We start from the raw sequence: 10,353 nt of genomic DNA on the forward strand, positions 1-10,353 counted from the left end.
TCCAAGCAACACAATGTGGCGAAAATGCAACGACAAATGCGGCCTTGTCAACATTCTCAGCTGGGGCGGGAGCTGCGATAAACGGAAACACCCAGCTCGCGGATTTTCTTGCGCAGGGTATTTCGGTTCAGACCGAGAAGATCGGCAGCCTTGATCTGGTTGCCGCGCGTGGCAGTCAACGCAGCCAGAATCAGCGGATACTCCAGTTCGCGCAGCACGCGGTCATAAAGGCCGGGCGGCGGAAGGCCATCGCCGAAGCTGGCGAAATAGTCCCGCATGTTCTCCTCGACCGCCTGCGAGATGGTGAGTGAACCGGTGCGGACCGCCATCTTGTCAAGCGGGCTGTCGGGAACATCCGATTGCAGTTCCTGCTCGATGATCTCGCGGGTGATGACTTCCTGCGGATAAAGCGCCATCAGGCGGCGGATCAGGTTTTCCAGCTCGCGCACGTTGCCCGGCCAGGCATAGGCCTTCATGACTTCAAGAGCTTCGGTCTCGAAACGCTTGCCTTCCAGGCCTTCCTTCTCGCCCGTCTGGATGAAATGGCGAACCAGATCGGGAATATCCTCGGCGCGGTCCCGCAGAGGTGGCAGGCGCAACGGCACCACGTTCAGGCGATAATAGAGGTCCTCGCGGAACAGGCCCTGATTGATCGACTGCTTCAGATCCTTGTTGGTTGCCGCGACGATACGGACATCGGTACGGATCGGCGTGCGTCCGCCGACCGTCGTATATTCACCCTGCTGCAATACGCGCAGCAGGCGCGTCTGGGCGTCCATCGGCATGTCACCGATTTCATCGAGGAAGAGCGTGCCGCCCTCAGCTTGTTCGAAACGGCCGGTCGAGCGGTTCTGGGCCCCCGTGAAGGCGCCTTTCTCATGGCCGAAGAGTTCGGATTCGATGAGGTCACGCGGGATTGCCGCCATGTTGATGGCGACGAAGGGACCGTTGCGACGCTTGCCATAATCATGCAGCGCGCGCGCCACCAGTTCCTTACCCGTACCGGATTCACCCGTGATCATCAGCGTCAGGTCGGTCTGCATGAGGCGGGCAAGAACACGGTAGATTTCCTGCATCGCCGCCGAACGACCCACAAGCGGCATACCGTCCTGCATGTCGTCATCGAGCTTGGCCGGCTTGCGCTTCGGCTCGGAGAGTGCGCGGCCGATGATGGCGATCAGTTCTGTCAGGTCGAAGGGCTTGGGCAGGTAATCGTAGGCGCCCTTTTCCGAGGCCTTGATGGCGGTCATGAAGGTGTTCTGAGCGCTCATGACGAGAACGGGAAGGTCCGGACGGGCTTTCTTGATGCGCGGCAGAAGGTCGAAGGCGTTCTCATCGGGCATGACGACATCGGTGACGACAAGATCGCCCTCACCTGCCGAAACCCAGCGCCAGAGCGTTGCAGCATTGGAGGTGATGCGCACGTCGTAACCGGCGCGGCTCAGCGCCTGGTTGAGCACCGTGCGGATTGCGGCATCATCATCGGCGACGAGGATCGTAGCTGTCATTGGTCATTCCCTGTCGTGTTCGGCAAAGTGCTGTCGTCGAGCGCCACTTCCGGCGAGACGGGCATCAATACGCGGAAAGTCGTGCGGTGGTTCTGGCTGTCGCATTCGACAATGCCGCCATGGGCGCCGATCAGCTTGGCGACAAGCGCCAGACCGAGGCCAGAACCATTCGTCTTGGTGGTGATGAACGGATCGAAAAGATGCGGCAAGAGATCGGCGGGTACGCCCGGGCCATTGTCATGCACGCAGAATTCCAGCGGAAGCGAGATGCGCTCCCGGCTGCCGGCAACCGATAGTCGGATCCCGGGACGATAGGCGGTCGTCAGCACGATCTCGCCATCCGACTGATTGGCCACCGCTTCGGCCGCATTCTTGACCAGGTTGAGGAAGACCTGCACCAGCTGGTCGCGGTTTGCGTAGACCGGCGGCAGCGACGGGTCGTAATTCTCCGATATCTTGATGTTACGGGCGAAACCGGCCTTGGCGATCGCCTTTACATGATCGAGAACCGAATGGATGTTGACTGGCACGCGATCCACCGGCCGCTCGTCGGAAAACACCTCCATGCGGTCGACCAGCGAAACGATGCGATCCGTCTCGTCGCAGATCAGCCGGGTCAGCGCCCGGTCCTCATCCGCAACCGAGGTCTCCAGAAGCTGGGCCGCGCCGCGAATGCCCGACAGAGGGTTCTTGATCTCATGCGCGAGCATGGACGCAAGACCGGTGACGGAACGGGCAGCAGCGCGATGGGTCAGCTGCCGGTCGATCTTGTCGGCCATAGACCGTTCCTGAAAGACGACGACGACCGATCCAGGCTCGCTGACGACGGGCGCGACATAAAGATCGACCAGCTTGTCTTGGCCGAGACGCGGCGAGCTCAGATCAACGCGATATTCATTGACCGGCGCGCGGCGCTCCCGCACCTGATCGATCAGGGCAAGCAGCGGGCTGCCGAAGGGGATGAAAGTGGAAACCCTATAGCGCGCGAGGTGGGAGGCGCTGGCGCCGAAAAAGGCTTCGGCTTCCCAGTTGGCGAAGGCGATAAAACCTTCGGCATCCACCAGAATGACGGGATTCTGCACCGCGTTCAGAACCGCCATGGCGAGCGGGTTCGCATCTGCAGGGCTGTGTTTATCAGCGCTCATGCGGCCTTCCTTGCGGCATCTTCGCCCGCATTTTCGCAAAGGGCGGAACGCAGCAGGTCTGCCACCTCCCCCGTCTCGCGCGATGTCATGATTTTTGCCTTGTCGGTCGTGGCGATACCTGGCGCGAAACGGTCGAGATACCAGCCGAGATGTTTGCGGGCATGCCGGAGGCCGGCCTCCCTTCCGTAAAATTCCAGCATCATCTCATAATGTTCGACGGCGATGGCGGGGATATCCTCTCGATGCGGCGCTGCATGCCCCGCGAGCACCGCCGGCAACCACGGCTGCCCCTGCGCGCCGCGACCGACCATGACGGCGTCCGCACCCGACCGCCGCAGGATTTCGCGAGCATCTTCCGCCGTCTCGACGTCACCATTGGCGATCAGCGGCACGGAGATCACCTCACGCACGGCGCGGATGGCATCCCAATCCGCCCGCCCCTCGTAAAACTGCATGCGGGTGCGACCGTGAATGGTAATAAGGCGAACGCCTGCTGCTTCGGCGCGCCGAGCTATATCAGGTGCGTTAATGCTGTTTTCATCCCAGCCGAGCCGCATCTTCAAGGTCACCGGCACATCGACCGCATTGACAGTCGCCTCGATCAGCGAAAGCGCGTGATCGGGATCGCGCATCAGCGCCGAGCCTGAATAACCGCCCGTCACCTTCTTGGCAGGACAGCCCATATTGATATCGATGATACCGGCGCCATTGCCAGCAGCGATCTTCGCCGCCTCGGCCATGAAATGCGCCTCGCGCCCCGCAAGCTGCACCATGTGCGGAACCATGCCTGCATTTTTCAGCCGCGCCCAGGATTCCCCGCGATTGGCGACAAGCTCCCGGCTTGCCACCATTTCCGTCACCACGAGGCCCGCTCCGTAACGCCAGGCGAGCTGTCGGAAAGGCAGATCCGTCACGCCCGACATGGGCGCCAGCACAGCCCGATTACGGATCGTGACTGAGCCGATGCTGAACGGTTCTGACAACTCCGGAAGGGCCAAATGATGATCTTTCATGCAGAAGGGTTATTTGCATTATTTTTAGACAGTGTTTGCGCAGTTGCCAAGCACTTTTAGAAGGTTGCACCTTTTATTTGCTGAGCGGCTGCCTGCCTGTTTTGCTGTCGGCGGCAAATTGTGCAGCTTCGAAGGCGCAGCAACGTCATCTCCTGCGCTTTGCGGGGCTGATGCCCGCCTTATCGGGCTGGCCATCCGGGTTTTGAAACGGTAGAGCATGACTGTCAACCACGAAGGGTTGCACGCAAAGCATACGACCAATGCAGGAACGTACTATGAAACTCGGCATCGTCATCGTGGCCGCGGGACGCGGGGAAAGAGCCGGCTCTCCCGAGGAGGGTCCGAAACAATATCGTCCGATCGGCGGCAAGGCTGTGATCGAGCACACTCTGTCGACGTTCCTCCAGTGGAAGAACGCTTCCCATATCGTCGTCGTGCGCCATGCGGACGATACGGCGCTGCTCACTCCGGTTCTCCAGCGACTTGATGCCGGGGAGCGCGTCACCACGGTTATTGGCGGCGTGACACGGCAGCAGTCTGTTCTTGCCGGGCTGGAGGCGCTTTCCCGCCATGGCCTGAGCCATGCAATGATCCACGACGCGGTGCGGCCTTTCGTTTCCGTCGATATGCTTGAACGTATTGTCGCCCTGCACCGGGAGGGTGCGGGCGGTGTTCTACCCGCCCTGCCCGTCACTGACACGCTGAAACGCGGCGCGGGCAATCGTGTCACCGACACGGTTTCGAGACAGGGCCTTTATGCCGCACAGACCCCACAGAGTTTCGACTATGACGACATCCTCGCCGCGCATCGCGCTGCTGCCGCCTCGGGAAAATCGGATTTTACCGATGACGCGTCGATTGCCGAATGGGCGGGTCTGGCAGTAACATTGACCGAAGGTTCGGTCGATAATGTGAAACTCACTCTCAAGCGGGATATCGCCATGGCCGATGAAAAGCTCTCTCATGCAATGCCGGATGTGCGCACCGGGAACGGCTACGACGTACACCAGCTGGAGGCCGGCGAAGGCGTGACGCTGTGCGGCATATTCATCGAGCATGATCAGAAGCTCAAAGGTCATTCGGATGCGGATGTTGCGCTGCATGCGCTGACGGATGCCTTGCTGGCGACCTGCGGCGCTGGCGACATCGGTGACCATTTCCCTCCTTCCGATCCGCAATGGAAAGGAGCTCCTTCCCGCATATTTCTGGAGCACGCGGCGAAAGTGGTGCGCGACAATGGCGGCACGATCATGAATGCCGATGTCTCGCTGATCGCCGAAGCGCCGCGCATCGGGCCGCATCGGCAGGCCATGCGGGAAGCGCTCTCCGACATGCTCGGCATCTCGCTGGAGCGTTGCTCGGTGAAGGCGACGACCAATGAAACCATCGGCTTCGTTGGTCGCAGGGAGGGGATTGCAGCAATCGCCACCGCCACGGTCGTTTACAGGGGCAGACCGCTATGAGCCTGTTTCCAGCGGATATTGAAGGGCTCGCACGGCAGATCATTGCTGATTTTGCAGCAGACGGTCTCATGGTCTCGACCGCGGAAAGCTGCACGGGCGGCCTGATCGCGGGTGCGTTGACGGAGATTTCGGGCTCCTCGGCGGTGGTCGACCGCGGTTTTGTCACCTATACGAACGAGGCCAAGATGGACATGCTTGGCGTTGGCGCTGAAACGCTGACGGGCTTTGGCGCGGTCTCGCGGCAAACCGCACTGCAGATGGCGCACGGCGCCCTGTTCCGGTCACGCGCCGATTTCGCGGTTGCCGTTACCGGCATTGCCGGTCCGGGGGGTGGATCCGCTGAAAAGCCGGTGGGTCTCGTTCATCTGGCCGCCAAGGCCCGTCACGGCCGGAGCCTGCATCAGGAAATGCATTATGGCGAGATCGGCCGCACGGACATCCGTCTTGCAACGGTCAGGACGGCGCTCGAGATGCTGATCGCCCTCCGTCAGGCGGGATTGGTGTAGATCTTGTCGGCGCGGGTCTCGAAAGCTTCTGCGAACATGCGGAAGGCACGGTCGAACATGGACCCCATGACTGCGCCCAAGAGGCGGTTCTTGAACTCGTATTCGATGAAGAAATGCACGTTGGAGCCGCCCTCGGCAGCATCGAAACGCCAGCGATTGTCGAGATATTTGAACGGCCCGTCGATATATTTGACGTCGATGGCCCGTTCCGCGGGATTGAGCAGAACCTGCGTGGTGAAGGTCTCGCGAATGGCCTTGTAACCCACGGTCATATCCGCCACCAGCAGCGTCTTGCCATCGCGCTCCTTGCGGGAGCGCACGGTAAGTGCTTCGCATAAGGGCAGGAACTGCGGATACTTCTCCACATCGGCGACGAGGTCGTACATGCGGTCCGGCGAGTGTTTTACAAAACGATGCGTTTCGAACTTGGGCATGAGCGGCAGTTAATCCTCGATGTGCAGAAGATCAAGAAGGCGGCGGAGTTGTTTTCGGCTTTTCAGCTGCCATACCGGCACATCCGGCCCATAGAGGTCGAAATTCTGCTCGAAAAGTGGTGCGTGTCGCCGCTCGAAATTCCAGATGTAACGCAGGAATTCGCGGTCCAGTCGCTCAGGGCAGCCCTGCGCCATTTCCGGTCGCGCCTTGCCGTAGCCTTTCACGATTCGGCTGGTGGCACCCCAGAGACAGAGCCAGCGCGGCATGCGAACCCAGATCACGATATCGGTTCTCGGCAGACGCAGATCAAACGACGAGGGATTGCTGCCATCCATCAACCACCGCTCGCCGGCAACGAAGTCCGCGATCCTTTCACGCTGTTCCGCACGCGGGCGCAGTTGCCAGCCCGGCAGCCAGAAGATCTCCCGGTCCATCGAGATATATTCCAGTCCAAAGCGCCGCACGAGCTTGCGCGAGAGCGTGGACTTGCCACCGCCGGAACAGCCGACGATCATGATGCGGCGCGCGCCAGCGATGATGGCGGCCGCATCATCCGCCTTTTCGAGGTAGTTCGGCATATTCTGAGCCCCATTCGAGCGCTGCGCGCCCCTCTCCCATCTGGCGATTGCTTTCAATCGATATCCGGGTGGCGCATGGCAGTTACGGAAAATTGACTATTGCAACCCCTTGCGGGGGATTGCTATTTATTTGCGACTAATATTACACCCATTGGATGCAACGGCGCTGGAAGCTCCCTATTTCGCCCAGCCTATTCATCCTTGGGTTCAGACCCGATACATAACCGCTTTGAGCCACTGAGTGAGCCGATGGACGATTTTTCCAACATCATCAACCTTCTCGAATCCGCCAAACAGCTTGCATCGATGAACGGCATGCCTGTGCTCGCCTATCTGATCGACGTCGCCAAATGCGAGGCGAGAGAAAACAAGCCGGTTCTGCGCAAGCGCAAGCGCGGCGAATCGACCGCCAAGGAAGACTGTTAATTGCCGGCGTCTGGCCGACCGATAAAGCCGGCTGGCCCAATCTTCAAGACAATGTCATAATCACCAATGAAACCGGCCGCTTTTCCAGGCGGCCGTTTCTTTGCCCAATGGAAACGACAGCGTCATGACAGCCGCATCAGCCGACATCAGAACCTACAGACAGGAAAGACCGAAGGAGCGACACGCATTCGTTCAGATCGTTCTGCCGGTCTCCGGCTGCCTGCGTATCGATGTGGCAGGACGGCAAGATGAGTTGTCCATCGGGCGCGGCGTCTTTATCCACCGCGATCTTCCGCATACCCAGGAAGCCACGGCCATCAATCATTCGCTGGTGGTGGATATCGATGAATGCGTGATTCCCGAACAGACGCTTGAAAAATTCGCTCACGCGCCCTTCCTCGATATTGGGCCTGAGACACGTCAATTGATAGCCTATATGCGCAGCTTGGTTCGAACGGATGGACGCCGCGACGATATTGCCGCCATTTGGGCGCCGCTGCTGGTTGACAGCCTTGCCAACAACAAGCGCGATATGCGCCGGCGCCTGCGAAAGCTGAGCGAAGTCGTGAGGGCCGAGCCCTTCTTTCCGTGGACGATCGAGATGCTGACCTCTTGCATGACGCTCAGCGACAGCCGCCTGCATGCGCTGTTTCTCGAAGAATTCGGTCTTCCCCCGCATCGGTGGCTTTCCGGGTTGCGCATGGAGAAGGTGTGCGCCCTGCTCAGCAACTCCGTCATGCCGATTTCCGAAATCGCGCTCAGCGCCGGTTTTTCCGACCAGACGGCGCTGACACGGGCCATGCGCCTCGCGGTGGGAGAGACCCCCGCCGCGTATCGCCGCCGCCACGGCATTCATTAGAACCGCTCACATTCGTCAGGAGTTTTTGTCAAGACAGCCGCAACCGCCTGTGGCACATCGCTGACAAATGTGAATGCGGATGTGATGGACATGAACAGGACTGGTCTCGGTGTTTTTTACGGCATAATGGCGGGTGCGCTCTGGGGCGGGATATTTCTCGCTCCGAAACTCGTGCCGGATTTTTCCGCCCTGCAGCTTTCCACGGCGCGCTACCTGACCTATGGGCTGATTTCGCTGGTCATCATCGGGCCACGCCTCAAACAAGTGTCGGCGCGGTTTGGCGCGCGCGAATGGTTGGCGCTCGGCTGGCTGAGCATGATCGGCAACATCGCCTACTATGTTTTCATCTCGACCGCGGTGAAATTGAGCGGCGTCGCCTTCACCTCAATCATCATCGGCTTCCTGCCTGTTGCCGTTACCATCATCGGCAGTCGCGACCACGGCGCCGTATCGCTGAAGCGGCTGTGGCCGTCGCTTGCCTTCGGCGCGATAGGCATTCTCGGCATCTCATGGCAGTCGCTGACGGAAAACGATGCGGGTCTGGATATTTCTCGTGTCATCGGCCTCGCCTGCGCGCTCGGGGCGCTGGCTTCATGGACGGCTTTCGCCGTAGGCAATGCCCGCTGGCTGTCGCGCCTTCACGATGTGAGCGCCGATGACTGGAACATGATGACGGGTGTAGTGACCGGCGGGCTTGCGCTGGCGCTCGCCATCCCCGCCTTCGCACTGGGTGGAGAAAGCCACAGCACGGGCGACTGGCTGTATTTCGCCGCCATCGCCGCCGGGCTCGGCTTCACCGCGTCCATCCTCGGCAATGCCTTCTGGAACCGTATGAGCCGCATGCTGCCGCTTACCATGGTTGGGCAGATGATCCTGTTTGAAACGCTGTTTGCGCTGCTTTACGGTTTTCTCTGGGAAGGGCGTGGCCCGACGCTGGTCGAGGTCCTGGCGATCTGCTCGGTCGTGCTGAGCGTCGTGCTCTGCATGCGGGCGCACAGGCCTGAAAAGGTTGCGGCGTGATCGGCCTGAAGGCCAAAAACAGACGATTGCATTGATCCGCAGGCGCCGCGTCTCACGCACCATCATCCTCGGGCCTTTCCCAAGGATCTAGTCACCCATTGTCATTTCCATAGGTTGCAGATGCTCGGGGCAGGCCCGAGCATGACGATGGTGATAACATGAAGACTTCAAATCTCAACGCCGTATTGGCGAACCTTGCGTCGCTTATTCCGCAGCCGCCAGCAGCTTCTTTTCGCGTGCCGCACGCAGGCGTTCGAAATCGTCACCGGCGTGGTGGGAAGAACGGGTCAGCGGGCTTGACGAAACCATCAGGAAGCCCTTGGTGTAAGCCACCGTCTCGTAGGACTTGAATTCCTCCGGCGTCACGAAAGCCTCGACCTTGTGGTGCTTGCGGGTGGGCTGCAGGTACTGGCCGATGGTCAGGAAGTCGACGTCAGCGCTGCGCAGATCGTCCATCAGCTGCAGCACTTCATTGCGCTCTTCACCGAGGCCAACCATGATGCCCGACTTGGTGAACATGGTGGGATCGAGTTCCTTCACCCGTTGCAGAAGGCGCACCGAGTGGAAATAGCGCGCACCCGGGCGGACCGTGAGGTAGTTGCCCGGAACCGTTTCCAGATTATGGTTGAAGACGTCGGGCTTTGCGGCAACGACACGTTCCAGCGCGCCGGGCTTCTTCAGGAAGTCGGGCGTGAGGATTTCGATTGTGGTCGTCGGAGAGGCTGCGCGGATCGCCCAGATCACCTTTTCGAAATGTTCAGCACCGCCATCGGCGAGATCATCACGGTCGACGGAGGTGATGACGACGTGGGAAAGTCCCATCTGCTTGACGGCCTTGGCGACATTTTCCGGCTCATTCATGTCGAGCGGATTGGGCTTGCCGGTCGCGACGTTGCAGAAGGCGCAGGCACGGGTGCATATTTCACCCATGATCATGAAGGTCGCGTGCTTCTTGTCCCAGCACTCGCCGATATTTGGACAGCCGGCTTCCTCGCACACGGTCACCAGCTTGTGGCTGCGCACCAGTTCGCGCGTCTCGTGGTAACCCTTGGAGGTCGGCGCCTTGACGCGGATCCATTCGGGCTTGCGCATTACCTCGGTATCAGGCTTGTGCGCCTTTTCCGGGTGGCGGATACGCTTTTCGTCAGACGACGTCCTGTCGAGAATAGTGACCATAAAAACCTGCTTCCATCGCCCTTGGCGATCCAGACATCTTTGGTGCGATGCTTTAGAACAATTCCAGAAAAAGCGTAAGCCCCTTCCGGTCACGAAGCCTTGTCAGCGCCGCACGAGCTTAGCCACGAACAGCAACAGGCTTGCGCCGATGAAGGCGGTAACGAAATAACCGAGCCTGCTATCCTGCACGAAAACATCGAAGGTACGCAGCACCGCAACAGCGA

At 60.0% G+C, this 10,353-nt stretch carries 12 protein-coding genes; 5 read left to right on the forward strand and 7 right to left on the reverse strand.

The window, feature by feature from the left end:
* Nucleotides 1–56 precede the first annotated feature (56 nt).
* From ntrC to dusB, 3 genes are read right to left on the reverse strand one after another with little or no spacing between them, the layout of a single operon-like run.
* Nucleotides 57–1,508, reverse strand: coding sequence for a nitrogen regulation protein NR(I) (gene ntrC / locus WA845_RS19360; RefSeq protein ID WP_004441656.1), 1,452 nt, complete (start codon nucleotides 1,506–1,508; stop codon nucleotides 57–59).
* Entirely contained in the window at nucleotides 1,505–2,653 is a 1,149-nt protein-coding gene (locus tag WA845_RS19365) for a two-component system sensor histidine kinase NtrB (RefSeq protein ID WP_004441645.1), read from the reverse strand. The genes ntrC and WA845_RS19365 overlap by 4 nt, the downstream gene beginning before the upstream one ends.
* Nucleotides 2,650–3,666: a tRNA dihydrouridine synthase DusB gene (gene dusB, locus WA845_RS19370; RefSeq protein ID WP_045534824.1), complete on the reverse strand. Its 1,017-nt coding sequence runs from the start codon at nucleotides 3,664–3,666 to the stop codon at nucleotides 2,650–2,652. Before dusB ends, WA845_RS19365 begins: the two co-directional genes overlap by 4 nt.
* 275 nt (nucleotides 3,667–3,941) lie before the next feature.
* Between dusB and WA845_RS19375 the strand changes: the two genes are divergently transcribed.
* Both WA845_RS19375 and WA845_RS19380 read left to right on the forward strand, forming a co-directional pair.
* On the forward strand, nucleotides 3,942–5,129 hold the full coding sequence (locus tag WA845_RS19375; RefSeq protein WP_112554876.1) for a bifunctional 2-C-methyl-D-erythritol 4-phosphate cytidylyltransferase/2-C-methyl-D-erythritol 2,4-cyclodiphosphate synthase: 1,188 nt from the start codon (nucleotides 3,942–3,944) through the stop codon (nucleotides 5,127–5,129).
* On the forward strand, nucleotides 5,126–5,635 hold the full coding sequence (locus WA845_RS19380) for a CinA family protein (RefSeq protein ID WP_004441636.1): 510 nt from the start codon (nucleotides 5,126–5,128) through the stop codon (nucleotides 5,633–5,635). The genes WA845_RS19375 and WA845_RS19380 overlap by 4 nt, the downstream gene beginning before the upstream one ends.
* Here WA845_RS19380 and WA845_RS19385 read toward each other — a convergent pair.
* Together WA845_RS19385 and WA845_RS19390 are read right to left on the reverse strand one after the other, a co-directional pair.
* The gene (locus WA845_RS19385) at nucleotides 5,617–6,069 is read right to left on the reverse strand and encodes a type II toxin-antitoxin system RatA family toxin (RefSeq protein WP_004441633.1); all 453 of its coding nucleotides are present in this window, start codon (nucleotides 6,067–6,069) and stop codon (nucleotides 5,617–5,619) included. The genes WA845_RS19380 and WA845_RS19385 overlap by 19 nt on opposite strands.
* 9 nt (nucleotides 6,070–6,078) lie before the next feature.
* Entirely contained in the window at nucleotides 6,079–6,648 is a 570-nt protein-coding gene (locus tag WA845_RS19390; protein ID WP_006697547.1) for an ATPase AAA, read from the reverse strand.
* Nucleotides 6,649–6,897: 249 nt separating this feature from the next.
* Here WA845_RS19390 and WA845_RS19395 point away from each other — a divergent pair, with 249 nt between their 5' ends.
* The 3 genes from WA845_RS19395 to WA845_RS19405 all read left to right on the forward strand — a co-directional run bounded on the left by WA845_RS19395 (nucleotide 6,898) and on the right by WA845_RS19405 (nucleotide 8,953).
* Nucleotides 6,898–7,074 (forward strand): hypothetical protein, encoded by a 177-nt coding sequence (locus tag WA845_RS19395; RefSeq protein ID WP_003496171.1) that lies wholly within the window; start codon nucleotides 6,898–6,900, stop codon nucleotides 7,072–7,074.
* A 124-nt stretch (nucleotides 7,075–7,198) separates the two neighbouring features.
* Nucleotides 7,199–7,933, forward strand: coding sequence for a helix-turn-helix domain-containing protein (locus WA845_RS19400; protein ID WP_112554880.1), 735 nt, complete (start codon nucleotides 7,199–7,201; stop codon nucleotides 7,931–7,933).
* A gap of 90 nt (nucleotides 7,934–8,023) precedes the next feature.
* Nucleotides 8,024–8,953 (forward strand): DMT family transporter, encoded by a 930-nt coding sequence (locus WA845_RS19405; RefSeq protein WP_022556104.1) that lies wholly within the window; start codon nucleotides 8,024–8,026, stop codon nucleotides 8,951–8,953.
* Between the two features lie 204 nt (nucleotides 8,954–9,157).
* Here WA845_RS19405 and lipA read toward each other — a convergent pair whose 3' ends face one another.
* Nucleotides 9,158–10,129 (reverse strand): lipoyl synthase, encoded by a 972-nt coding sequence (lipA, locus tag WA845_RS19410; RefSeq protein ID WP_004441621.1) that lies wholly within the window; start codon nucleotides 10,127–10,129, stop codon nucleotides 9,158–9,160.
* A 102-nt stretch (nucleotides 10,130–10,231) separates the two neighbouring features.
* Nucleotides 10,232–10,342, reverse strand: a complete 111-nt coding sequence (locus WA845_RS19415) for a GlsB/YeaQ/YmgE family stress response membrane protein (RefSeq protein ID WP_443111972.1) — start codon at nucleotides 10,340–10,342, stop codon at nucleotides 10,232–10,234.
* Between the last annotated feature and the right edge of the window lie 11 nt (nucleotides 10,343–10,353).

It is taken from the genome of Agrobacterium sp. CMT1 (assembly GCF_037203725.1).
Lineage (GTDB): Bacteria > Pseudomonadota > Alphaproteobacteria > Rhizobiales > Rhizobiaceae > Agrobacterium > Agrobacterium pusense.

Bases quoted from the DNA above. Each gene is read 5' to 3' on its own strand.
- ntrC (WP_004441656.1), bottom strand. From the start codon at position 1,508: ATGACAGCTACGATCCTCGTCGCCGATGATGATGCCGCAATCCGCACG.
- WA845_RS19365 (WP_004441645.1), bottom strand. From the start codon at position 2,653: ATGAGCGCTGATAAACACAGCCCTGCAGATGCGAACCCGCTCGCCATG.
- dusB (WP_045534824.1), bottom strand. From the start codon at position 3,666: ATGAAAGATCATCATTTGGCCCTTCCGGAGTTGTCAGAACCGTTCAGC.
- WA845_RS19375 (WP_112554876.1), top strand. From the start codon at position 3,942: ATGAAACTCGGCATCGTCATCGTGGCCGCGGGACGCGGGGAAAGAGCC.
- WA845_RS19380 (WP_004441636.1), top strand. From the start codon at position 5,126: ATGAGCCTGTTTCCAGCGGATATTGAAGGGCTCGCACGGCAGATCATT.
- WA845_RS19385 (WP_004441633.1), bottom strand. From the start codon at position 6,069: ATGCCCAAGTTCGAAACGCATCGTTTTGTAAAACACTCGCCGGACCGC.
- WA845_RS19390 (WP_006697547.1), bottom strand. From the start codon at position 6,648: ATGCCGAACTACCTCGAAAAGGCGGATGATGCGGCCGCCATCATCGCT.
- WA845_RS19395 (WP_003496171.1), top strand. From the start codon at position 6,898: ATGGACGATTTTTCCAACATCATCAACCTTCTCGAATCCGCCAAACAG.
- WA845_RS19400 (WP_112554880.1), top strand. From the start codon at position 7,199: ATGACAGCCGCATCAGCCGACATCAGAACCTACAGACAGGAAAGACCG.
- WA845_RS19405 (WP_022556104.1), top strand. From the start codon at position 8,024: ATGAACAGGACTGGTCTCGGTGTTTTTTACGGCATAATGGCGGGTGCG.
- lipA (WP_004441621.1), bottom strand. From the start codon at position 10,129: ATGGTCACTATTCTCGACAGGACGTCGTCTGACGAAAAGCGTATCCGC.